At 72.7% G+C, this 22,604-nt stretch carries 25 protein-coding genes; 17 read left to right on the top strand and 8 right to left on the bottom strand.

What is annotated here, in order from left to right:
* Together FZC61_RS12095 and FZC61_RS12100 are read right to left on the bottom strand one after the other, a co-directional pair.
* Positions 1-385 (bottom strand): IS110 family transposase (locus tag FZC61_RS12095; protein WP_148614449.1); only part of this gene is annotated, 385 nt, incomplete at its 3' end.
* Between the two features lie 359 nt (positions 386-744).
* The gene (locus tag FZC61_RS12100) at positions 745-1,467 is read right to left on the bottom strand and encodes an IclR family transcriptional regulator (protein ID WP_148614450.1); all 723 of its coding nucleotides are present in this window, start codon (positions 1,465-1,467) and stop codon (positions 745-747) included.
* Positions 1,468-1,566: 99 nt separating this feature from the next.
* Here FZC61_RS12100 and leuC point away from each other — a divergent pair, with 99 nt between their 5' ends.
* From leuC to FZC61_RS12120, 4 genes are all read left to right on the top strand, one after another.
* A complete protein-coding gene (gene leuC / locus FZC61_RS12105; RefSeq protein ID WP_148614451.1) occupies positions 1,567-2,982 on the top strand; it encodes a 3-isopropylmalate dehydratase large subunit in 1,416 nt (471 codons plus the stop codon).
* A gap of 1 nt (position 2,983) precedes the next feature.
* The gene (leuD, locus tag FZC61_RS12110) at positions 2,984-3,589 is read left to right on the top strand and encodes a 3-isopropylmalate dehydratase small subunit (RefSeq protein WP_148614452.1); all 606 of its coding nucleotides are present in this window, start codon (positions 2,984-2,986) and stop codon (positions 3,587-3,589) included.
* A gap of 143 nt (positions 3,590-3,732) precedes the next feature.
* Complete coding sequence (locus FZC61_RS12115) at positions 3,733-4,554, top strand: alpha/beta fold hydrolase (RefSeq protein WP_148614453.1); 822 nt, start codon at positions 3,733-3,735, stop codon at positions 4,552-4,554.
* Between the two features lie 152 nt (positions 4,555-4,706).
* Positions 4,707-5,372, top strand: coding sequence for an HU family DNA-binding protein (locus tag FZC61_RS12120; RefSeq protein ID WP_148614454.1), 666 nt, complete (start codon positions 4,707-4,709; stop codon positions 5,370-5,372).
* Positions 5,373-5,462: 90 nt separating this feature from the next.
* Here the strand turns inward: FZC61_RS12120 and cofC are convergent, their stop codons facing one another.
* Positions 5,463-6,080, bottom strand: a complete 618-nt coding sequence (cofC, locus tag FZC61_RS12125) for a 2-phospho-L-lactate guanylyltransferase (RefSeq protein ID WP_246142659.1) — start codon at positions 6,078-6,080, stop codon at positions 5,463-5,465.
* Between the two features lie 61 nt (positions 6,081-6,141).
* On the opposite strand from cofC, the gene FZC61_RS12130 reads away from it, so the two are divergent.
* Both FZC61_RS12130 and FZC61_RS12135 read left to right on the top strand, forming a co-directional pair.
* Complete coding sequence (locus tag FZC61_RS12130) at positions 6,142-6,969, top strand: lysophospholipid acyltransferase family protein (RefSeq protein WP_148614455.1); 828 nt, start codon at positions 6,142-6,144, stop codon at positions 6,967-6,969.
* Positions 6,966-7,970 (top strand): NAD(P)H-dependent glycerol-3-phosphate dehydrogenase, encoded by a 1,005-nt coding sequence (locus FZC61_RS12135; protein WP_148614456.1) that lies wholly within the window; start codon positions 6,966-6,968, stop codon positions 7,968-7,970. Before FZC61_RS12130 ends, FZC61_RS12135 begins: the two co-directional genes overlap by 4 nt.
* Positions 7,971-8,024: 54 nt before the next feature.
* Here the strand turns inward: FZC61_RS12135 and FZC61_RS12140 are convergent, their stop codons facing one another.
* Positions 8,025-9,107: a trans-sulfuration enzyme family protein gene (locus tag FZC61_RS12140; protein WP_148614457.1), complete on the bottom strand. Its 1,083-nt coding sequence runs from the start codon at positions 9,105-9,107 to the stop codon at positions 8,025-8,027.
* A 24-nt stretch (positions 9,108-9,131) separates the two neighbouring features.
* Between FZC61_RS12140 and FZC61_RS12145 the strand changes: the two genes are divergently transcribed.
* A complete protein-coding gene (locus FZC61_RS12145) occupies positions 9,132-10,274 on the top strand; it encodes a D-alanine--D-alanine ligase family protein (protein WP_148614458.1) in 1,143 nt (380 codons plus the stop codon).
* Positions 10,275-10,285: 11 nt separating this feature from the next.
* Here FZC61_RS12145 and FZC61_RS12150 read toward each other — a convergent pair whose 3' ends face one another.
* Complete coding sequence (locus tag FZC61_RS12150; RefSeq protein ID WP_170286088.1) at positions 10,286-10,765, bottom strand: DUF3515 domain-containing protein; 480 nt, start codon at positions 10,763-10,765, stop codon at positions 10,286-10,288.
* A gap of 47 nt (positions 10,766-10,812) precedes the next feature.
* Positions 10,813-11,049, bottom strand: a complete 237-nt coding sequence (locus FZC61_RS12155) for an Lrp/AsnC family transcriptional regulator (protein ID WP_010833736.1) — start codon at positions 11,047-11,049, stop codon at positions 10,813-10,815.
* A gap of 117 nt (positions 11,050-11,166) precedes the next feature.
* On the opposite strand from FZC61_RS12155, the gene FZC61_RS12160 reads away from it, so the two are divergent.
* Positions 11,167-12,153, top strand: a complete 987-nt coding sequence (locus FZC61_RS12160; RefSeq protein WP_148614460.1) for a thiamine-phosphate kinase — start codon at positions 11,167-11,169, stop codon at positions 12,151-12,153.
* Positions 12,154-12,228: 75 nt separating this feature from the next.
* On the opposite strand, the gene rpmB is transcribed toward FZC61_RS12160, so the two are convergent.
* The gene (gene rpmB / locus FZC61_RS12165) at positions 12,229-12,414 is read right to left on the bottom strand and encodes a 50S ribosomal protein L28 (protein WP_148614461.1); all 186 of its coding nucleotides are present in this window, start codon (positions 12,412-12,414) and stop codon (positions 12,229-12,231) included.
* A 133-nt stretch (positions 12,415-12,547) separates the two neighbouring features.
* Between rpmB and FZC61_RS12170 the strand changes: the two genes are divergently transcribed.
* From FZC61_RS12170 to FZC61_RS12210, 9 genes are all read left to right on the top strand, one after another.
* Complete coding sequence (locus FZC61_RS12170) at positions 12,548-14,209, top strand: DAK2 domain-containing protein (RefSeq protein WP_148614462.1); 1,662 nt, start codon at positions 12,548-12,550, stop codon at positions 14,207-14,209.
* A 15-nt stretch (positions 14,210-14,224) separates the two neighbouring features.
* Positions 14,225-16,450: an ATP-dependent DNA helicase RecG gene (locus tag FZC61_RS12175; protein ID WP_148614463.1), complete on the top strand. Its 2,226-nt coding sequence runs from the start codon at positions 14,225-14,227 to the stop codon at positions 16,448-16,450.
* Positions 16,447-17,004, top strand: a complete 558-nt coding sequence (rsmD, locus tag FZC61_RS12180) for a 16S rRNA (guanine(966)-N(2))-methyltransferase RsmD (protein WP_148614464.1) — start codon at positions 16,447-16,449, stop codon at positions 17,002-17,004. The genes FZC61_RS12175 and rsmD overlap by 4 nt, the downstream gene beginning before the upstream one ends.
* Positions 17,005-17,011: 7 nt before the next feature.
* Positions 17,012-17,494, top strand: coding sequence for a pantetheine-phosphate adenylyltransferase (gene coaD, locus FZC61_RS12185; RefSeq protein WP_148614465.1), 483 nt, complete (start codon positions 17,012-17,014; stop codon positions 17,492-17,494).
* A 100-nt stretch (positions 17,495-17,594) separates the two neighbouring features.
* Complete coding sequence (locus FZC61_RS12190; protein WP_246142660.1) at positions 17,595-18,137, top strand: YceD family protein; 543 nt, start codon at positions 17,595-17,597, stop codon at positions 18,135-18,137.
* A 9-nt stretch (positions 18,138-18,146) separates the two neighbouring features.
* Positions 18,147-18,332, top strand: coding sequence for a 50S ribosomal protein L32 (gene rpmF / locus FZC61_RS12195; protein ID WP_148614466.1), 186 nt, complete (start codon positions 18,147-18,149; stop codon positions 18,330-18,332).
* Complete coding sequence (rnc, locus tag FZC61_RS12200) at positions 18,274-19,065, top strand: ribonuclease III (protein ID WP_425465819.1); 792 nt, start codon at positions 18,274-18,276, stop codon at positions 19,063-19,065. The genes rpmF and rnc overlap by 59 nt, the downstream gene beginning before the upstream one ends.
* Before the next feature lie 12 nt (positions 19,066-19,077).
* Complete coding sequence (gene mutM / locus FZC61_RS12205) at positions 19,078-19,962, top strand: bifunctional DNA-formamidopyrimidine glycosylase/DNA-(apurinic or apyrimidinic site) lyase (RefSeq protein ID WP_148614467.1); 885 nt, start codon at positions 19,078-19,080, stop codon at positions 19,960-19,962.
* A 117-nt stretch (positions 19,963-20,079) separates the two neighbouring features.
* Positions 20,080-20,280 (top strand): hypothetical protein, encoded by a 201-nt coding sequence (locus tag FZC61_RS12210; RefSeq protein ID WP_148614468.1) that lies wholly within the window; start codon positions 20,080-20,082, stop codon positions 20,278-20,280.
* A 79-nt stretch (positions 20,281-20,359) separates the two neighbouring features.
* Here the strand turns inward: FZC61_RS12210 and FZC61_RS12215 are convergent, their stop codons facing one another.
* Complete coding sequence (locus FZC61_RS12215) at positions 20,360-22,591, bottom strand: Ig-like domain-containing protein (protein ID WP_148614469.1); 2,232 nt, start codon at positions 22,589-22,591, stop codon at positions 20,360-20,362.
* Between the last annotated feature and the right edge of the window lie 13 nt (positions 22,592-22,604).

A 22,604-nucleotide genomic window follows, 5' to 3' on the forward strand; every position in this document is an offset into this window, starting at 1 on the left:
CGTGGGTCAGGTCCTCATCGCGGCGGGCCCGTCCGGTCAGCAACGGCTGCACGCACACGAACGACATCGAACGCTCCTCGGCGAGCTGCCCGAGGACCCGCCACCGGTGCCCGGTCGGCTCACAGGCCACCGTCGCACCGGTGAACCCGGCCTTCGAAGCGTGGCCGGTGGCCCAGTCCAACGCCCGTCCCAGGTCCCACGCCTTGCACCGAAACGTCCGCCGGGCCAGGACCTTGGAGTCGTGGTCGCAGACCACGACCATCTGCTTGGCATCGGCCAGGTCGATCCCGACGATCGCGTTGCTCGTCGGGACTGCTGCCCGGAGTCGAGCCAGTCGCGCGTTCCTGTTGCGGTCACCACGCGAGACACCGTTAGCGTTGTTCATGAACGTCCTCCTTGAGTGGGGTTGGGACACCAAGCCCGAAACACCGCACCAGGGAGGACGTTCACCTGTCCACCAACGACCCCCACCTGCGGCTACCCAGAACGCCTTCCTATGCCGCACTCAGTGCGGCGCCCTGCGACGGTGCAGCGGCCACCCTGTGCATCGGCAACAGCCCCGCAATGGTGGCTGGCTCACCGCCCCCTGCCCAGCTGTGTCACGTAGGACGCTCGCGGTGCGTGAGCCACCTTCTTCCCTAGCGACGGCACCGGACAGGGTGGCTCAACCACCGCTGCCCGACCTGCCGCTTCCCGTGCCTGGTCAGGACCATGTTCAGACCGCCGCGGTTGAGCGCCTGCTGGCTACTCGGCCGCCGCGCGGCGCAGCGACTCGGAGAGCCGCTCGGCGGCAGCGATCACGGCCGGGGCGTGCATCCGTCCGGGCTGGCGCGAGAGCCGCTCCAGGGGGCCGGAGACGGAGACGGCGGCGATGATCTTGCCGCCGGGGGAGCGGACCGGCGCGGAGACCGAGGCGACGCCCTGCTCGCGCTCGCCGACCGACTGCGCCCAGCCGCGGCGCCGGATGCCGGAGAGCGCGGCGGCCGAGAACGCGGCGTTCTGCAGGCCGCGGTGCATGCGCTCGGGGTCCTCCCAGGCGAGCAGCACCTGGGCGGCGGATCCGGCGCGCATCGTCAGCTGGGAGCCGACCGGGATCGTGTCGCGCAGGCCGGAGGGGCGCTCGGCGGCGGCGACGCACACGCGGTGCTCGCCCTGGCGCCGCCACAGCTGTGCCGACTCGCCGGTGATGTCGCGCAGCCGGGCCAGCACCGGACCGGCGGTCGCGAGCAGTCGGTCCTCGCCGGCGGCGGCGGAGAGCTCGGCCAGGCGGGGGCCCAGGACGAAGCGGCCCTGCATGTCGCGGGCCACCAGACGGTGGTGCTCGAGGGCCACGGCGAGGCGGTGCGCCGTCGGGCGGGCCAGGCCGGTACCGGCGACGAGCCCGGCCAGCGTCGCGGGTCCGGACTCGAGCGCGGTGAGCACCAGCGCGGCCTTGTCGAGCACGCCGACGCCACTGGAGTTGTCCATATGGCAATACTGCCGTCTCACTCTCTGGGATGCAAGCGGTACGGTGTGTGACGTCGTCGGGACCCGGCGACCCCCAGTCGTCGTCGAAGGAGAACCGTGATGGGCAGGACCCTGTCGGAGAAGGTGTGGGACGAGCACGTCGTCCGGTCGACCCCCGGAGAGCCCGACCTGCTCTTCATCGACCTCCACCTCATCCACGAGGTCACCAGCCCGCAGGCCTTCGACGGCCTGCGGCTCGCCGGTCGGCAGGTACGCCGTCCCGACCTGACGCTGGCGACCGAGGACCACAACGTGCCGACCGTCGACTGGGACAAGCCCATCGCCGACCCGGTGTCGCGCACCCAGGTCGAGACCCTGCGGCGCAACGCCGAGGAGTTCGGCGTCCGGCTGCACCCGCTCGGCGACATCGAGCAGGGCATCGTCCACGTCGTCGGTCCCCAGCTCGGCCTGACCCAGCCCGGCATGACGATCGTGTGCGGCGACAGCCACACCAGCACCCACGGGGCGTTCGGCGCGATCGCCTTCGGCATCGGCACCTCCGAGGTCGAGCACGTGCTCGCGACCCAGACGCTCATGCAGGCCAAGCCCAAGACGATGGCCGTCACGGTCAACGGCTCGCTGCCGGCCGGGGTGACCGCGAAGGACCTCGTCCTGACGCTGATCGCCCACACCGGCACCGGTGGCGGTCAGGGCTACATCGTCGAGTACCGAGGCCAGGCCATCGAGGAGCTCTCGATGGAGGGCCGCATGACGGTCTGCAACATGTCGATCGAGTGGGGCGCCAAGGCCGGCCTCATCGCGCCCGACCAGACCACCTTCGACTACATCGAGGGCCGGCCCGAGGCGCCGAAGGGTGCCGACTGGGACGCTGCCGTCGCCCACTGGAAGACGCTGGTCACCGACGACGACGCCGTCTTCGACGAGGAGATCGTGCTCGACGCCTCGACGATGACGCCCTTCGTCACCTGGGGCACCAACCCCGGGCAGGGTGTCCCGCTGGGCGCCTCGGTGCCCTCGCCCGACGACTTCGAGGACCCGCAGGACAAGGTCGCGGCCGAGAAGGCCCTCGAGTACATGGGTCTCGAGGCCGGTACGCCGATGCGCGACGTCAAGGTCGACACCGTCTTCGTCGGCTCCTGCACCAACGGCCGCATCGAGGACCTGCGCCTCGCGGCCGAGATCATCAAGGGTCGCAAGGTCGACCCCGACACGCGTCTGCTCGTCGTGCCCGGCTCGGTGCGCGTGCGCCTGCAGGCGCAGGACGAGGGCCTCGACGTGATCTTCACGGAGGCCGGCGCCGAGTGGCGCGGGGCGGGCTGCTCGATGTGCCTGGGCATGAACCCCGACACCCTCGAGCCCGGCGAGCGCAGCGCCTCCACGTCCAACCGCAACTTCGAGGGGCGCCAGGGCAAGGGCGGACGCACGCATCTGGTCTCGATCCCGGTGGCTGCGGCCACCGCGGTCCGCGGCACCCTCTCGTCACCGGCAGACCTCGACCCGGTGGGGAGCAACTGACATGGACGCGTTCACCAGCCACACCGGCATCGGAGTCCCGCTGCGCCGCAGCAACGTCGACACCGACCAGATCATCCCGGCCGTCTACCTCAAGCGCGTCACCCGTGACGGCTTCGAGGACGGCCTGTTCTCGGCCTGGCGCAACGACCCGACCTTCGTGCTCAACAACCCGGCGTACGCCGGGGGTTCGGTGCTCGTCGCCGGGCCCGACTTCGGCACGGGGTCGTCTCGTGAGCACGCCGTCTGGGCCCTGCAGAACTACGGCTTCCGCGTCGTGATCTCACCGCGCTTCGCCGACATCTTCCGGGGCAACTCCGGCAAGGCCGGCCTGCTCGCGGCGCAGGTCGACGAGAAGGTGGTCCAGCGTCTGTGGGACCTGCTCGCCGACCAGCCCGGCACCGAGATCACCGTCGACCTCGAGTCGCGCACGGTGCGCGCCGGTGAGGGGGTCGATGCCATCGAGGACTCCTTCGACATCGACGACTACACGCGGTGGCGCCTGCTCGAGGGTCTTGACGACATCGGCATCACGCTCAGCCACGCCGACGACATCTCCTCCTACGAGGCCACCCGGCCGTCGTGGAAGCCGGCCACCATGCACGCCTGACCTCACCTGCCCCACTCGAGAACCGCGCCCGGTGCGCGGTTCTCGTGGTTTTCGAGGAGTTCACCCCCGCGTACGTGGTGCTCCCGGTGGTGACGTGAAAGTGTCTTGTGCGCAAGACAGTTTCCTCGACGAAAGGTCCCGTCATGCCCCACATCACCAGCAATGGCATCACGCTCCACTACACCGACACCGGCGGCGAGGGTCGCCCCGTCGTGCTCATCCACGGCTGGCCGCTGAGCGGCAGGTCGTGGGCTGACCAGGAAGGTGCGCTGGTCGACGCAGGCTACCGCGCGATCGCCTACGACCGCCGCGGTTTCGGCGACTCCGACAAGCCCGAGTCCGGCTACGACTACGACACCCTCGCCGCCGACCTCGCCGGCCTGCTCGACGGGCTCGACCTCTCCGACGTCACGCTCGTCGGCTTCTCCATGGGTGGCGGCGAGGTGGCGCGCTACCTCGGCACCTACGGCGACGAGCGCGTGCACTCGGCAGTGCTCGCGGCTGCGGTCCCGCCCTACCTGCTCAAGACCGACGACAACCCCGACGGCGGCCTGGGCGATGGTGACGTGCAGGGCATGATCGACGGCGTCACCACCGACCGTGAGGGTTTCCTCGAGCAGTTCACGACGGGCTTCTACTCCGTCGACGGCGCCGTCGTGGTCGACGACCAACAGTTCCAGGAGGCCCTGGCCCTCGAGGCGCAGGCCGTCGACGCCGGTCTCGCCGGGTGCATCGCCGCCTTCGGTCGCACCGACTTCCGTGCCGACCTGGCCAAGATCGCGGTGCCCACGCTGGTGATCCACGGCGACAGTGACGCGACGGTGCCGTTCGAGGTGTCCGGAAAGCGCTCAGCTGAGGCGATCGAGGGCTCGACGCTGGTGGTCGTGAAGGACGCGCCGCACGGTCTCAACGTGTCGCACAAGGTCGAGTTCAATACCGCGCTCCTGGAGTTCCTGGCGCGCTGAAACGCCCGAATCGGCCTGATTTCCCTCAACTGTGGGCAAAAAACGGCCTCACCTTCGGCGTGGCGATTGTGAGCATGCCCACGAATGCCTAGCGTGCCTAGGGAAAGTCGAGCATCGGCTCGGCATCATCAGGTTCTCTGAAGGGGAAGACAGTGAACAAGTCACAGCTCATCGAGGCGCTGGCAACGCGTTACGACGGCAACAAGAAGCAGGCGGCGCACGCGCTCGAGTCCGTCCTGGACACGATCACGCGCGAGGTGGCCAAGGGCGAGAAGGTCGCCATCACCGGCTTCGGCTCGTTCGAGAAGCGCGTGCGCGAGGCTCGTTGGGTGCGCAACCCGCAGACCGGGGCCCGCATCAAGGCCAAGAAGACCTCGGTCCCGAAGTTCACCGCGGGCGCTGACCTCAAGAACGTCGTGTCCGGTGCCAAGAAGCTGCCCAAGCTGACCGTCGCTGCTGCCGCACCTGCGGCCAAGAAGGCTGCGGCCCCGGCCAAGAAGGCTGCGGCCGCCGCGACCAAGGCCGCTGCCCCGGCCAAGAAGGCCCCGGCCAAGAAGGCTCCCGCCAAGGCGACTCCGGTCAAGGCGGCCGCGACCAAGGCGGCTCCGGCCAAGAAGGCTCCGGCCAAGGCGGCCGCGACCAAGGCGGCTCCGGCCAAGAAGGCTCCCGCCAAGACCGCGGCGGCCAAGAAGGCACCGGCCGCCAAGAAGGCCGCTCCGGCCAAGGCCGCGGCCCCCGCCAAGAAGGCCGCACCGGCCGCCAAGAAGGCGCCGGCCAAGAAGGCCCCCGCCAAGAAGACCCCGGCCAAGAAGGCCTGACCCGGCACCCACGCACCCCCGCAGCACCGCGACGGGCCGTCCTCCTCCGGGAGGGCGGCCCGTCGCGGTGCGTGCGGGCCCGCCGCGCCCTCAGAGCAGCGTGGCGCTGACGGCCGTCGTCGCGACGCCCAGACCGAGCGCGGCCGCCGCCCGCAGGTCGTCGAGGTCGTCGACGTCGCGGCGCAGCGACCTCAGCGCGCCGGGAACGGCGAGCGCACCGGCGTCGCGATGGGCCAGGGCCGAGTCGGTGCCGAACTCCGGCTCGAACTCGTCCCACGGCGCCGTGTAGAGCGTCGTGCCGGTCCCCTCGGCGTCCACGACGTACGACGCGCCGCCCGGCACCAGCGACGCGAGCGCGGCGTCGAGGTCCTCGGGCCGCAGCGCCGGCAGGTCCGCCAGCAGCGCCACCGGCTGCCGCCCCGGCCACCGGCGCTGCGACTCGGCCGCGGCCTGGCGCAGCGCCCCGTTGAGCCCACCACCCCCGTCGGGCACGGTCGCGCAGCCGGCGGCCGCGAGACGGGCCGCGAACGCGGCGTCGTCGGTGACGGCGAGCACGGCGTGCACGGCTCCGGCCGCGAGGCACGCGGCCGCGGTGTCGAGGGCGAACGCCTCGGCCAGGTCGCGCCGCCGCTCGTCGGGAACGCCCTGCAGTCGCGACTTGCCCCGGGCCGGTGGCTTGACCGGCAGCATCACGACGTAGTCGGCCACCCCACGATCCAACCAGGTGTCGGACGGCCGCAGCGCACCCGGACGAGTAGCCTGATCTGCTGTGAGAGTGCGCAAGCTGCAGGAGAAGAGAGGGTGGGCCTTCACCCTGGGCGCGATCATCCTGCGTCCGACCTTCCTGCTGACCACCAAGCCTCACTGGGTCGGCGGTCTGAAGATCCCCGAGACCGGCGGCTGCGTGCTGGTGATCAACCACCTCTCCTACGTCGACCCGCTCACCGCGGCGGTCTTCACCCACGACCACGGCCGACTCCCGCGCTACCTCGCCAAGTCCGGCCTGTTCGAGAACAAGGCGCTGGCCCGCTTCATGCGCGCCGCCGGTCAGATCCCGGTCGAGCGGCTCAGCCGCTCCGCGGCCGGGGCCTACGACGCCGCGGTCGCGGCCGTGCGCGCCGGCGAGTGCATCGTGGTCTACCCCGAGGGCACCATCACCCGCGACCCCGACCTGTGGCCGATGAAGGGCAAGACAGGTGCGGCCCGCATCGCGCTCGAGACGGGCTGTCCGGTCATCCCGATCGGCCAGTGGGGGGCCCAGGACCTGCTCGCCCCCTACGCCACCAAGCCCGACCTCTTCCCGCGCAAGCGCATCGACATCCGCGTCGGTGACCCGGTCGACCTCTCCGACCTCGTCGACCAGCCACGGACGGCCGCGGTGCTGGCCGAGGCGACCGACCGCATCATGGCCGCGATCACCGCGATCGTCGAGGAGATCCGCGGCCAGAGCGCCCCGGCCGAGCGCTTCGACCCGCGCCGGTCCGGCGTGGCCGAGATCGGCAACCCCCACACCGGCCCCCACCACGACCCGCACCAGGACCCCCACCAGCCCCACCAGGACCCGCACCGGCCCCGCACGCAGAAGGACTCCGCATGAGCAACAAGGTCGCCGTGCTGAGTGCCGGCTCGTGGGGCACGGCGTTCTCGATGGTGCTCGCCGACGCCGGCAACGACGTGACCCTGTGGGCGCGCCGCGAGGAGGTCGCCGCGGCCATCAACCACGAGCGCGAGAACGCCGAGTACCTCCCCGGCATCCAGCTGCCGCCGTCGGTCGAGGCGACCTCCGACGTCGAGAAGGCCATGCACGGCGCCGACGTCGTCGTGCTCTCGATGCCCTCGCAGACCCTGCGCACCAGCCTCACCGCGTGGGTGCCGTTCCTCGAGCCCGACGCCGTGCTTGTCTCGCTCATGAAGGGGGTCGAGCTCGGCTCCCTCAACCGGATGAGCGAGGTGATCCACCAGGTGACCGGCGCCGGCCCCGAGCGCGTCGCCGTGGTCAGCGGCCCCAACCTCGCCAAGGAGATCGCCCGCCGCGAGCCCGCCGCCTCCGTGGTGGCCTGCGCCGACGAGGACGTCGCCAAGCACCTGCAGAAGCGCCTGCACTCACCCGCGTTCCGCCCCTACTCCAGCGTCGACGTCCTCGGCTGCGAGCTCGGCGGCGCCTACAAGAACGTCGTCGGCCTCGCCGTCGGCATGGCCGTCGGCCTCGGCTTCGGCGACAACACCACCGCCTCGCTGATCACCCGCGGCCTGGCCGAGACCGCGCGCCTGGCCATGAAGCTCGGCGCCAACCCGCTGACCCTCATGGGCCTCGCCGGGCTCGGCGACCTCGTCGCCACCTGCTCCTCGCCGCTCTCCCGCAACCGCAGCTTCGGCGAGAAGCTCGGCCGTGGCATGACGACCGACGAGATCTACGCCTCCACGCGCCAGGTCGCCGAGGGCGCCAAGTCGTGCGCCAGCCTGCGGGCCCTGGCCGAGCGGTCCGGCTGCGACGCCCCCGTGGCGACGTACGTCGACGACGTGGTGGCCGGACGGATGACCGCCCCCGAGATGATGGACGCCATCCTCGCCCGCGACACCAAGTCCGAGATCGGCTGACCCCCGATAGTCGTGGACCTTCCGCACGCGTGCAGAAGGTCCACGACTATCGGGTCAACCGGTGGTGAGGGTGTCGAGGGCGCTCTCGAGGTCGGCCCACAGGTCCTCGACGTCCTCGATGCCGACCGACATGCGCACCAGCCCGACGGGGATCGAGGGCGACTCGGTCTTCCAGCGGCGTCGGCGCTCGAAGGTCGACTCGACCCCGCCGAGCGACGTCGCGTGCACCCACAACGTGGTCTTGCGCACGAGGAGGTCGGCGGCGAGCTCGCCCTCGGCGAGGACGATCGCGACGATGCCGCCGAAGCCGGGGTAGCGCACCTCGCCGACCGCCGGGTGGGCCTCGAGCCGCGGCAGCAGCGCCTGCGCGTTGGCCTGGGCCCGCTCGACCCGCAGGTGCAGGGTGCGCATCCCGCGCACGGCGAGCCACGCCTCGAGCGTGCCCGGCGTGGATCCGGCCAGCGAGCGCCGGCCCTGGAGGACGTCGTGGAGCTCGTCGTCGGTGACGACCAGGGCGCCGAGGAGGGCGTCGCTGTGGCCGGCGAGGTACTTGGTGGCGGAGTGCACCACGATGTCGGCACCCAGGGCCAGCGGCTGCTGCAGCAGGGGAGTGGCGAAGGTGTTGTCGACGACGACGGAGGCGCCGGCGGCGTGCGCCGCGGCGGCGATCGTCTCGATGTCGGCGACCTCGAGCGCCGGGTTGGTCGGTGACTCGATCCAGACCAGGGCGGCGTCGTCGCACGCCGCGACCACGGCCGCGGTGTCGGTGATGTCGACGAGCTGCCCGGTCAGCCGTCCCCGGGCCTCGAGGTCGGCGACCGCCATGATGCTGCCCTGGTAGGCGTGCTGGGGCAGCACGACCTTGGCGCCGTGCCCGACGAGGTCGAGCACCGTCGTCACGGCCGCCATGCCGGAGGAGAAGGCCAGGCAGCGCCCGCCCTCGAGCCCGCCCAGCACGTCCTCGAACGCCGTCCACGTCGGGTTGCCGTAGCGGCCGTACTCGAGGTCGCCGCCGGCGACGTAGGTCGAGGCCATGGTGATCGGCACGTTGAGCGGCTGGTCGGGCTCGTGGGGCGGGCGGCCCGCGGTCACCGCGACGGTCGAGGGGCGAAGCGTCGTCGGAATCGGGTCGGGCATGTGCTCGAGGATAGGGTCGTCGCCGTGACCGGCACTCCCAGGCCCACTCCCAGGCCCACCACCCGGCCCCGCGTCGCCGTCGTCTTCGGTGGCCGCTCGACCGAGCACGCGATCTCGTGCGTGTCCGCGGGCAGCGTGCTGGCCGCCATCGACCGCGAGCGCTACGACGTCGTCCCCATCGGCATCGCCACCGACGGCCGTTGGGTCCTCGAGTCCGGCGACCCCGAGCGGCTGCGGCTCGACGGCGCCGGCGCCCTGCCCCGCGTCGACGGCGACCGCGCCCCGGTGGCGCTCTCGCGCGTCGAGCACGGCACCGACCTCGTCGTCTCCGAGCCCTCGCACCCGCCGCAGACCCTCGGCGAGGTCGACGTCGTCTTCCCGGTCCTGCACGGCCCCTGGGGCGAGGACGGCACCATCCAGGGCATGCTCGAGATGGCCGGGGTCCGCTACGTCGGCGCGGGCGTGCTCGCCTCGGCCGTCAGCATGGACAAGGCCTACATGAAGGTGGTGCTCGCGGCCGCGGGGCTGCCGGTGATGCCGAGCATCACCGTGACCACGCGCTCGTGGGCCGCCGACCCCGACGCCTGCCGCCGGGCCGCCGACGCCCTGGGCTACCCGCTGTTCGTCAAGCCCGCCCGCGGCGGCTCCAGCATCGGCATCTCCAAGGCCCACGACGCCTCCGAGCTCGACGCCTGCCTGGCCGTGGCGTTCGAGCACGACCCCCGGGCCCTGGTCGAGGTGTCGGCCGAGGGGGCGCGCGAGGTCGAGTGCGGGGTGCTGCAGGCCCTCGACGGCACCCCCGAGACCAGCGTCCCGGCCGAGCTGCGGGTCAACGGTGACCACGAGTTCTACGACTTCGAGGCCAAGTACCTCCCCGACGAGGCGACCTCGGTCGACATCCCCGCGGTGCTGCCCGACGGCGTCGAAACCGAGATGCGGGCCCTGTCGGTGCGGGCCTTCGAGGCCGTCGGCTGCGAGGGGCTCGCGCGCGTCGACTTCTTCGTCATGCCCGACGGCTCGCTGGTGGTCAACGAGGTCAACACGATGCCCGGGTTCACCCCGCTGTCGATGTTCCCCCAGATGTGGGCCGCCACCGGCCTCGACTACCCCGCGCTGGTCGACCGGCTGATCGCGCTGGCCCTGGCCCGCGGGACGGGCCTGCGCTGACCGGTGCCCCGTCAGCCGTCGCAGCGTTGCTCGAGGCGCAGGTGCTCGTCCACGAGCGGTGACAGCTCGGCCAGGGCCGCCGCGGTGGTGTCGTCGCCCTGGAAGGGCTCGTCGGGGCGGTAGTCGGAGGGCACCACGAGCGAGACGACCGGGCGGTAGCCGGGCGCGGTCGCGCGCAGGTCGACGCTGGTGTCGTCGTCGGTGCCGTCGAGGATGAACCAGCCGACGCCGTTGACCTCCTGGCAGCGTGACGTCTGGTCGAAGTCGCCGGGCACCGGCACCCCGCAGGTGACGGTGATCGCGGGGTCGCCGTACGCCGCCCCCAGCGCGTCGGCCGGGGACGCGTCGACCCGGTCCTCGTCGGCGAGCGAGTCGGGCAGGTCGGCGACGAAGGCCTCGCAGGCGGCGCGGTCGGCCGCGCTCAGGTCGTAGGAGGCGATCTCGGGCGAGCCGCTGCAGGCGAGCAGGACGACCGCGAGGGGCGCGAGCACGAGGGCGCCCCGGGCCCCACGGGACCCGGGGCGTCGCGGCGTCACGGTCAGATGTGGACGACCGGGCACGTGAGGGTGCGCGTGATGCCGTCGAGGTTCTGCACCTTCGACACGACGAGCTTGCCCAGCTCGTCGACGTTGCGGGCCTCGGCCCGCACGATCACGTCGTAGGGACCGGTGACGTCCTCGGCGAGCGTGACGCCCTTGACCTGGGCGATGGCCTTGGCCACCTCGGCGGCCTTGCCGACGTCGGTCTGGATCAGGATGTAGGCCTGGACGACCATGGGTGCGCTCCTTTGCGGCGGCTCTCACTGCCCTGACGGTGGCGAGCAGGAGATCTGGCGGCCAACCTATCGCGGGGCTGCGGGCTGTCGATACCCGCCGTCTGGTGGGATGGCGTCATGGCCCCACCCTCCTCGACGTCACCGTCGCCGCAGCCGGGTGCGACCCTGTCGGACGTCGGCGAGTTCGGCCTGATCGCCGAGCTGGTCGCGCACTTCCCGCAGGGCGAGCACGTCCTGGTCGGACCCGGCGACGACGCCGCCGTGCTGCGGATCAAGGGCGGCCACGTGGTGGTGTCGACCGACCTGATGGTCGAGGGGCGCCACTTCCGCCGCGACTGGGCCTCGGCCGAGGACGTCGGGCACCGCGCCGCCGCCCAGAACCTCTCCGACATCAACGCGATGGGCGGGCGGGCGCACTCGCTGACCGTCGGGCTGGCCGCTCCGGCCGACCTGCCCGCGGCCTGGGCCCTCGACTTCGCCCGGGGCTTCGCCGCCGAGTGCGCGCTGGTGGGCGCCTCGGTGGTTGGCGGCGACCTGACCCGCGCCAGCGAGATCGTGATCGCGGTGACCGTGGTCGGGGCGTGCACGCAGGCGCCGGTGCTGCGGTCGGGTGCCGCTCCCGGTGACGTGCTGGCGCTGTGCGGTCGGCAGGGGTGGGCGGCCGGCGGGTTGGCGGTGCTGGGCCGGGGGTTCCGCTCGCCGCGGGCGCTCGTCGAGGCCTACCGCCGCCCCGAGCCGCCCTACGACGCCGGCCGCGCCGCCGCCGAGGCCGGCGCCACCGCGATGATCGACGTCTCCGACGGGCTGCTGGCCGAGGCCGGCCACCTCGCCGCCGACTCCGGGGTTGTCATCGACGTCCGCTCGGCCGCCTTCGACCTGCCCGAGCCGCTGCGCGCGGTGGGGGCGGCGCTCGGCTCCGACCCGCTGGCCCTGGTGCTCGGGGGAGGCGACGACCACGCGCTGCTCGCGACCTTCCCCCCGGGCTCGCTGCCCGAGGGCTGGACCGCGGTGGGCGAGGTGCGGGCCGCCGCCGCGGGGGAGCCGGGCTCGGTCACCGTCGACGGGGCGACGTACGACGGTGTGACGGGGTGGACGCACTTCTGAAAAACAAGAGGACCGCCACCCGAAGGTGGCGGTCCTCCCGACATGCTCCCGATGGTGGTCGGGAAGATCAGGGGGTCAGCGGCTGACCTTGCCGGCCTTCAGGCAGCCGGTGCAGACGTTGAGACGCTGGGGGGTGCCGTTGACCTTGGCGCGCACGCGCTGGATGTTGGGGTCGAAGCGGCGCTTGGTGATCTTGCGCGACCACGGCCGGTTGTTGCCGAAGGTCGGCTTCTTGGCGCAGATGTCGCAGACGGCAGCCACGGGACACTCCTGGATCGTTGACGTTCGAGAAAGATGTGCGGGCCCGGTGGTCCGGGCAACCGAAGAATCGTATCCGACGCGCCGCGCGGGTCGAAATCGTCGGCCCCCGACCCGGTCGGTAGCCTCGCCCGTCATGGAGCAGGCCCCGGCGAGCGACCGTATCGAGCTGGCCGTGGTGCTCCGCTTCGTCGACATCGCCGTCGACGCGCTCGCCGAGGCGCGCGAGGAGATCGACGCGCTCAACGTCTACCCCGTGCCCGACGGCGACACCGGCACCAACATGTACCTCACCGTCTCGGCCGCGCGCGACGCCGTGCGTCAGGCCACCGGGGGCGACCCGCGCGCCGACCGCGAGCAGGCGCTGGCGGCGTTCGCCCGGGGCGCCCTGCTCGGCGCCCGCGGCAACTCCGGGGTGATCCTGAGCGAGATGCTCGGCGCGATCGCCCGCCGGGTCGCCGGCTCGACGCCCGACGACCGCAACGCCGAGGTGATGGCCGAGGCCCTGCACGACGCCACGCAGGCGAGCTACCGCGCGGTGGGGGAGCCTGTCGAGGGCACGATGCTCACGGTCGCCCGGGCGGCGTCCGAGGCCGCACGCCGGCGCGCCGCCGAGGACGGGGCCCGGGCCCGCGACGTCTTCACCTCGGCCGCGGAGGCCGCGCGCGAGGCGCTGGCCCGTACCCCCTTGCAGCTCGAGGCGCTGAGGCTGGCCGGCGTCGTCGACGCCGGCGGCCGGGGGCTGAGCGTGATCCTCGACGCGGCCGAGACCGTGCTGACCGGACGTCGTCCGGTGGCGGTGACCAGGGCGGCCATCCCGGTGCCGCACGTGCCCGACCCCGGTGACCACGCCGACCTGGGCCCGGAGGGTCCGGCCTACGAGGTGATGTACCTCCTCGACGCCGGCGACGACGCCGTCGCGGGCCTGCGCGCCCGGCTGGCCGACCTCGGCGACTCGCTGGTCGTCGTCGGCGGTGACGGTCTCTGGAACGTCCACGTGCACGTCGACGACGTCGGCGCCGCGATCGAGGCCGGCATCGAGGCGGGTCGCCCGCACCGCGTCCGGGTGACGCACTTCGCCGAGCAGGTCGCCGAGCGACGCGGCGCGCCCACGTCCGTGCCCGCCCCCACCCGCATCGGCCGCCGGGTGGTCGTCGTGGCCGCGGGCCCCGGGCTGGCCGGGCTCTTCGAGGCGGCTGGCGCCGTGGTCGTCCTCGGCGGACCGGGCAACCGGCCCTCCACGGGTCAGGTGCTCGAGGCGATCACCGCCTGCGGCGCCGCCGAGGTCGTCGTGCTGCCCAACGACCCCGACTCCGTGCGCGTGGCCCGCATCGCGGCCAGCACCGCCGAGGCCGACCACGCGATGCGGGTCGCCGTCGTGCCCACCCAGGCGCAGGTCCAGGGCCTCGCGGCCATGGCGGTGCACGAGCCCGGCCGCAGCTTCGACCAGGACGTCCTCGAGATGACCGCGACCGCCCGCCACGCGCGCCACGGCGCGGTCACGCTTGCGGCGCGCAAGGCGCTGACCATGGCCGGCTGGTGCGAGCCGGGCGACGTGCTCGGCGTGATCGAGGGCGACTTCGTCGAGATCGGCGCCGACCTCTTCTCGGTGACCACGGCGATCCTGGGCCGCCTGGTCGCGGGCGGCGGTGAGCTGGTCACCCTGGTGACCGGTGACGGCGCCGACGACCTCGGCGAGCGCGCCGCGGCGTGGCTCGACACCACGCACCCGACCGTCGACGTGGTCGTCTACGACGGGGGCCAGGAGCGCTACCCGCTGCTGCTGTCGGTGGAGTGAGGCAGGGTTGAGGTCGTGATCTCCCTCGACTCGCCGGTGACCTCGGTGCTGGGCGACTCCAAGAAGGCCAAGGCGTTCACCGACGGACTCGGCCTACGCACCGTCGGTGACCTGCTCCACCACTTCCCGCGCCGCTACCTCGAGACGGGCCGGCTCACCAAGGTCGACGACCTGCAGCCCGGCCAGATGCTCGCCGTCATCGGCGAGATCGTGAAGAGCGAGGTCAAGACCCACCAGGACCGCCGTACCGGCAAGATGGCGGCCCGGGTCGAGACCTGGGTGCGCACCGACGGCCCGCGCCTGCAGATCACCTTCTTCGCCCGCAACGCCAAGGCGGCCGCGTGGCGTGCGGGCAAGCTGGGCCCCGGCACCACCGGTCTCTTCCTCGGCCAGGCCAAGCTCTTCAACAGCCAGTGGCAGCTGACCCACCCCAAGTTCGTGCTCTTCGGCGCCCAGGAGAGTCACGACGACGACATCGCGACCGTCGAGGCCATCGGCGACCTCTACCCGATCTACCCCCTCACCAAGGGCCTCGAGTCGTGGGACGTCGCCCGCGTCGTCACCTTCGCCCGCTCGATGGTCGACGCGTTGCCCGACGTGGTCCCTGACTCCGTGCGCGCGCAGTACGACGTCGTCGACGCGACCACCGCCCTCGGCTGGGTGCACGCGCCCGAGGACCTCGCCCAGGTCCGCCGGGCCCACCGCCACTACCGCTTCGAGGAGGCCCTGGTCACCCAGCTGGTGCTGGCCAAGCGTCGGCGCGCGGTGCGCGAGACCGGTGCCCAGGCCCGCGACGGCGGCGACGGCGCGCTGCTGGCGGCGTTCGACGCGCGGCTGCCGTTCGAGCTCACGGCCGGTCAGCGCGAGGTAGGCGCCCAGCTCGAGGCCGACCTCGCGCGGCCCCACCCGATGAACCGGCTGCTCCAGGGCGAGGTCGGCTCCGGCAAGACCCTGGTCGCGCTGCGCGCGATGCTGCGCGTCGTCGACTCCGGCGGCCAGGCGGCCCTGCTCGCCCCCACCGAGGTGCTCGCCCAGCAGCACCACCGCTCGATCACCGCGATGCTCGGCGACCTCGCCGAGGGAGGGGTCTTCGGCGGGACCACCGTCGAGCTGCTCACCGGCTCGATGACCAAGGCCCAGCGCACGGCGCCGATGTCGCGGATCGGCAGCGGCGAGGCCGGCATCGTCATCGGCACCCACGCCCTGCTCGAGGACAAGGTCCAGTTCGCCGACCTCGGCCTGGTCGTCGTCGACGAGCAGCACCGCTTCGGCGTGGAGCAGCGCGCCGCGCTCACCGACAAGGCCGGCAGCCCGCCCCACGTGCTGGTGATGACCGCGACCCCGATCCCGCGCACCGTCGCCATGACCGTCTTCGGCGACCTCGAGGTCTCCACCCTGCGCGAGCTGCCCGCGGGGCGCGCCGAGATCCAGACCAACGTGGTCAACCTCGTCGACCACCCCGGCTGGATCACCCGGGTGTGGGAGCGCGTGCGCGAGGAGGTCGACAAGGGCCACCAGGTCTACGTCGTGTGCCCGCGCATCGCCGGTGACGAGCTCGAGGCCAACCAGACCGACCTGCCCGAGGTCGACGACGACGGCCACGCCGTGGCCCCCGAGGCCTCGAGGCCGCCGCTGGCGGCGGTCGAGGACGTCGTCACCGAGCTGGCCGACGGCCACCTCGCCGGGCTGCGCCTCGCGGTCCTGCACGGGCGGCTGGCCCCCGACGTCAAGGACGCCACCATGCGCGCGTTCGGCCTGGGCGAGATCGACGTCCTGGTCTCGACGACCGTCATCGAGGTCGGCGTCGACGTGCCCAACGCCACCGCGATCGTGCTGCTCGACGCCGATCGCTTCGGCGTCTCCCAGCTCCACCAGCTGCGTGGTCGCGTCGGCCGCGGGGGCCTGCCCGGTCTGTGCCTGCTGGTCTCGTCGGCCGAGTGGCTCTCCCCGGCCCGCGAGCGCCTCGACGCGGTGGCGAGCACCACCGACGGCTTCGAGCTCAGCCGGGTCGACCTCGAGCAGCGCCGCGAGGGCGACGTGCTCGGCGGGTCCCAGTCGGGGCGCCGCTCGACCCTGCAGAATCTCCGGGTGCTCCGCGACGAACAGACCATCGTCCAGGCCCGCGAGGCCGCCGAGGCGCTCCTCGAGGCCGACCCGACCCTCGCGGCCACGCCCCTGCTCGCCGAGGCCGTCGCCGACCTCGAGGCCTCCGCCAACGCCGACTTCATCGAGAAGTCGTGACCCGCATCATCGCGGGCCAGGCCAAGGGCCGCCGGCTGCGCACCCCTCCCGGCGAGCACACCAGGCCGACCACCGACCGGGTGCGCGAGGCGCTCTTCAGCGCCCTGGAGTCGTGGTGCGGCTCGCTGCACGGGCTGCGCTTCCTCGACCTCTACGCCGGCAGCGGCGCGGTCGGCCTCGAGGCCTGGTCGCGCGGCGCCGGGGCGGTGACCTTCGTCGAGTCCGACAAGGCGACCGCCGCCCTGATCCAGGCCAACGCCCGCGACCTGGGCTTCGCCGCCGCCGACGTCAAGCCGCTGCGCGTCGTCACCGCGCTCGCCGGGCCCCCGGCCCAGCCCTACGACGTGGTGTTCAGCGACCCGCCCTACCCCCTGCCCGAGACCGACCTGGCCGACGACCTGCGGCTCCTCGCCGACGGCTGGCTGGCCCCCGACGCCCTCGTGGTCGTCGAGCGGTCGCGACGCAGCCCCGAGCCCACGTGGCCGCCGGGCCTGGTGGCCGATCGCGACAAGCGCTACGGCGAGACCCGGCTTTGGTACGGTCACGCCCCGTGAGCCAGTCATGAGTCGTGCCGTCTGCCCCGGGTCCTTCGACCCCGTGACCCACGGGCACCTCGACATCGTCGGACGGGCCGCGCGGCTGTTCGACGAGGTCGTGGTCGCCATCGGCGTCAACCAGTCCAAGAGCCGGCTCTTCGGGCCCGAGGAGCGCGTCGCCATGCTCGAGCGCGCGGTGGCGGGCTTCCCCAACGTGCGCGTCGAGGGCTTCACCGGCCTGGTCACCGACTTCTGCGTCGAGCACGACGCACAGGCGATCGTGAAGGGCCTGCGGTCCTCCAGCGACTTCGACTACGAGCTGCCGATGGCCCACATGAACTCCGCCCTCACCGGGGTCGAGACGGTGTTCCTGCCGACCGCGACCGGCCAGTCCTTCGTGTCCTCGAGCCTGGTCAAGGAGGTCGCCTCCTTCGGCGGCGACGTGTCGGCGTTCGTCCCCGACTTCGTGCTCGAGGCCCTCACCCGCCGCTTGGCGGAGCGCACATGATTTCGCGGCACGGCGAGCGACCAGTACGCTTCTGGTCTGTTCTGTTGTGCCCGGACCCGGAAGTGATCCCCTGACCAGCCTGGACCCGAGAGCGCCGCTCGTGCTCGACACCCGCGAGCTCGGCCGCCGCCCGGGGTCCCAGCGTGAGGTGACACTGACGGTGCCGGCCCCGACAGGACTGGGCATCGACATCCTCTCCGTCCCCGAGGGCTCACCGGTCACCATCGACCTGCGGCTCGAGGCGGTCATGGAAGGGGTGCTGGTCACGGGCACGGCGCGAGCCGGGCTCGACGGCGAGTGCGCACGGTGCCTGGATCCGATCGTCGACGAGATCGACGTGACGCTCCAGGAGCTGTACCTCTACGACGACGACCATCACCACCACGGCAGTCACGACGAGGCCGGTGAGGACGACGAGGTCAGCACGATGGAGGACGACCTGGTCGACCTCGAACCCCTGCTGCGGGACGCGGTGGTGCTCGCACTACCGTTCCAGCCGCTGTGCCAGGACGACTGTCCCGGGCTGTGCGCCGAGTGCGGCGCATCGCTCAAGCAGGACCCCGAGCACTCGCACGACGACCCGATCGACCCGAGGTGGGCAGCGCTCACCAGGCTCGACACGCAGACCGACCTGAACACCTAGGAGAATCCAGTGGCTGTCCCGAAGCGGAAGATGTCGCGGAGCAACACCCGCCACCGTCGCTCGCAGTGGAAGGCCGTCGCGCCGACCCTGGTCACCTGCGCCAACCCGGCGTGCGGTTCCCAGCACCTGCCGCACCGTGCGTGCGGCGAGTGCGGCCAGTACGGCGCCCGCACCGCCCGTCGCCAGGTCCTCTGACCTCCTCACCGTCGCGATCAGCAACTACGTCTCGCTGCGCACGGCGCTCGGGGATCCGGTACTCGACCCCGAGCTCCTCGAGCGCGCCCTGACGCACCGGTCCTACGCCTACGAGAACGGTGGGCTGCCGACCAACGAGCGGCTGGAGTTCCTCGGCGACTCGGTGCTCGGGGTCGTGGTGACCGAGACGCTCTACACGATGCACCCCGACCTGTCCGAGGGTCGGCTGGCCAAGCTGCGCGCCGCGGTCGTCAACGCACGCGCCCTGGCCGGGGTCGCGATCACCATCGGGCTCGGTGAGCACGTCAAGCTCGGCCGCGGCGAGGAGTCGACGGGCGGGCGCCACAAGGCGTCGATCCTGTCCGACACCGTCGAGGCGGTCATCGGCGCCGTCCACCTCAGCGGTGGCATCACCGTGGCCGCCGAGGTCGTCCACCGGCTCTTCGACCCCCTCATCGAGGAGGCGTCGGCGATGGGCGCCGGCCTGGACTGGAAGACCTCGCTGCAGGAGCTCGCCGCCGAGCACACCCTCGGCGTGCCCGAGTACGTCATCACCGACGAGGGCCCCGACCACATGAAGACCTTCCACGCACAGGTCCGCGTCGGCGGCCGGCTCTACGGCAACGGCGTCGGGCGCTCCAAGAAGGAGGCCGAGCAGGCCTCGGCCGAGACGGCGTACGGCGAGATCGTGGCCGCGATCGAGGCTGCGTCCGTCCCCGACCCGAGCGCGTGACCCGGCCCGTCCGTGCCTGAGCTGCCCGAGGTCGAGGTCGTGCGCGCCGGCCTCGAGCGCCACGTCCTCGGCGCGCGGATCACCCGCGTCGACGTCCTGCACCCCCGCCCGGTGCGCCGCGACCCGCGCGGCCCCGAGGGTTTCGCCGGCGCGCTCGCCGGACGACGGATCGCGGCGGCCCGCCGTCGCGGCAAGTACCTCTGGCTGCCCCTCGACAACGGCGACGCCCTGCTCGCCCACCTCGGCATGAGCGGGCAGATGCTCGTGCAGCCGCAGGACGCCCCCGCCGAGCGCCACCTGCGGGTGCGGCTGGTGCTCGAGGGCGCCGCCGAGGACCGCGAGCTGCGCTTCGTCGACCAGCGGATGTTCGGCGGGCTGTCGATCAGCGCCGGTGGGGCCGACCTGCCCGCCGAGATCGCCCACATCGCGCGCGACCCGCTCGACCCCGAGTTCGACGACGACCTGTTCGTGGCCCGCGTCCGCAAGCGGAGCTCGGGCGTCAAGCGGCTGCTGCTCGACCAGGGCCTGGTCTCCGGCGTCGGCAACATCTACGCCGACGAGTCGCTGTGGCGCGCGGGCCTGCACGGCGAGCGGCCCGGCGAGCGGCTCACCGGCGCCCAGGTGCGTGCCCTGCTCGGGCACGCCCGCGAGGTCATGGGCGAGGCGCTGCGCCAGGGCGGCACCTCGTTCGACGCCCTCTACGTCAACGTCAACGGTGAGTCGGGTTACTTCGACCGGTCCCTGCACGCCTACGGGCGCCAGGACCAGCCGTGCGACCGCTGCGGCACGCCCATCAAGCGCGTCGCCTTCATGAACCGGTCGTCCTACTTCTGCCCGAAGTGCCAGCCGGCGCCGCGCCGGCGACGCCCGCCCTTAGCAGGCAACACGCCGGATTGACCCTCGCCTTTCGGGGTGGGACTCTGGTAGGCGGCCCGCCGGACCTGACCGTCAACCTCCGAACGGACATTTCCGGACCCACCCACCGTCACACCCCACCACATCGGAAGGTTCACCATGGCCAAGGCGCTGATCGGCTACCTGAGCAGCGACCAGCGAGACCCCCGCGACGCCGCCGACAACGCTCGGCTCCGCAAGCGGGTGGCCGAGCTGGAAACCCTCGTCCTCCGACTCTCGGAGGAGAACGACAGGCTGGTGGCCGCGCGGGCCGCCGAGCTCCTCGACACCGCCCCGATGCCGGAGATGCAGCCGGCCTGAGCACGTCGGTCGGCGGCGGCCGCCGACCGGGCCCCGCCCCTGACGGGGCGGGCTCCCGACGACCTACCGGGTCAGCCGGTCACCGGACCCGGACGGTGTTCGACACGTCGGCGACCGTCCTCGGGGTCGAGCCGACCTCGGCGACGTACGTCGTGCCCCGGCGGGCGTTGCGGTCCCTGACCCGGACGACGACCCGGCCGGTCGCGTCGAGGACGCCGACCCGCACGACCCGACGTACGCCGTGGGCGACCCGGACGATCCTGACCCTGGCGCCCGCGGCCATGCGAGGCGCGCGGACGGTGAGGACGTCGGCGGCGCGCCCGCCCTCGGGCGTGCCGACCAGGGTGGACCTGATCACGGATCCGAAGACGACGGTGCTGTCGAGCGTGCGGCTGCGGACGCCGTCGCTGACGACCGCGGTCAGCTGCGCGCGGCCGAGCCTGGTCCCGACGAAGGTGTAGGTGGCCTCGCCGCGGGCGTTGGTGACCCGGTTGGCCCGAGCCTCGCCGCCGCTGCGCTCCGGGCCGAAACGGAAGAACTGCACCCGGTAGCCGCGCACGGGGTTGCCCTCCTGGTCGACGACCCGCACGGTCTGGGTGACGGTGCTGCCGACGGCGACCACGTCGGTCGCGTCGGAGGTGACCTTGAACCGGGACGCGTCGAAGTCGAGCTCGTAGAAGTCGGCGGTGCTGGAGCCCACGGCGTCGTCGGTGCCCGTGGCGGCGGTGCCCGCGGTGTCGGTGTAGCGGTAGGTCGGGGCGTTCCACGTGCCCGTGAGGTCGATCGACCCGGTCTCGAAGGAGACGACCCAGACGTCCCCGGCGTCGTCGAGGTCCGACACGACGAAGTCGTCGCTGTAGTCGTAGTTGTCGAGATCGCCGCTGTAGGTGAGCGCCACGGGCTTGCCGACGACCCGGTTGCCGAACTGGTCGAGGGTGTCGACCTCGTAGTAGGTGCGGTTGCCGGCCAGGGCCGGGTCGACGGGAGCCACCTGCTCGGCGGCGGGGGACCGCACGATCTCGACCCTGCCGTTGAGCGGGTTGCTGGTGTCCCACTCGGCGGTCTCGCTGCCCGTGAGCGCGCCGGCGTGCGTGGTGACCGTCGCGGTGACCTGGCCGTCGGGGTCGAAGTCCCGGTCGCGTCCGATCGCGACCTTGAAGTCGATCGCGCCGTCGGCGTCGGTGAGCCCGGTCAACGACCGGCCGAGCTGCTCGAGGGTGCCCGCCGGTGCGCCCACGACGGACGGCAGCTGCTCGTCGCCGGTGGTGAAGAAGCCGTGGTCGAGCTCCACTGTGGTGAGCTGGCCCACGACCGGGTCGGGCAGCAGGTCCGCGTCGCCCTGGACGCCGGAGGCGGTCGGGTCGACGTCGAAGGTGTCGTCGGGCGCCGTGACCGTCACCTTGCCGACCAGCGGCCGGCCGGGGGTGCCGCTGCCCAGGTCGTCGACGACGACCGTGCTCCCGGTCGGGGGAGCCACGCTGACCAGGTCGACGTCGAGCGACGAGGTGGCGTCGGCGTCCCCGATCGCGGGGGTGGCGGCGGTGGTGGCGTCGATCGTGCCCCCGAGCTCGCTGCCCTGGCCGTCCTCGGGCGGGTCGCTCAGCACCGCGGAGAAGGAGCCGTCGGCGTCAGTCGGCACCTGGAGGGAGGTGACCAGCGGGCCCGGGGTGGCGGGGACGAACCCGGCGTCCGCGAGCGGGTCTCCGCCCGCGGCGCCGCGCACGAGGGCCAGGTCGACCAGCCGGCCGGGCAGCCCGGTGCCGTTCTCCAGGCGCAACGACCCGGCGACCGGGCGGTCGGCACCCGCGGCCGTGCGCAGCGGGCTGTCGTCGTCGAGGTCGATCGTGGCGTTGCCGACCTCGAGGGTCAGGATGCGGCTGCGCGGGATGGCGTGGGCGTCGGCGGCGTCGGGTCCGAGACCGGCGACGAGCACGTAGGTGCCCGGGGTCTGCGTCGTCGGCAGCGGTACGACGAACTCGCCGACGACGTCGCTGGTCACGAGGTCCATGCCGACCGCGGGCAGCTGCGACGCGGGGACCGCGGGGTCGAACGGCGTGATGGTCCAGAAGTAGCGCAGGTCCTGGGCGTCGTCGACGTCGACCGCACCCGCGACCGGGTCGGTGACCTGCACGGTGAGATCGCCGGGGGCGTACTCGTCGAGGTCGAAGGCGCCGCCGTCCTGCGAGGTCGCCACCAGTCGGAGCGTGGCGGGGGCCGCCACCGCGGTCGACGCGAGCGAGCTCACCGCCGAGAGGGCCAGGGTCGAGGCGAGGGCGAGGGCGAGGCCGCGCCCGTGCGGGGTGGGGTTCATGGAGGTCCTTTTC

The sequence above is a fragment of the Nocardioides rubriscoriae genome, from assembly GCF_008087085.1.
Taxonomy (GTDB): Bacteria; Actinomycetota; Actinomycetes; order Propionibacteriales; family Nocardioidaceae; genus Nocardioides; species Nocardioides rubriscoriae.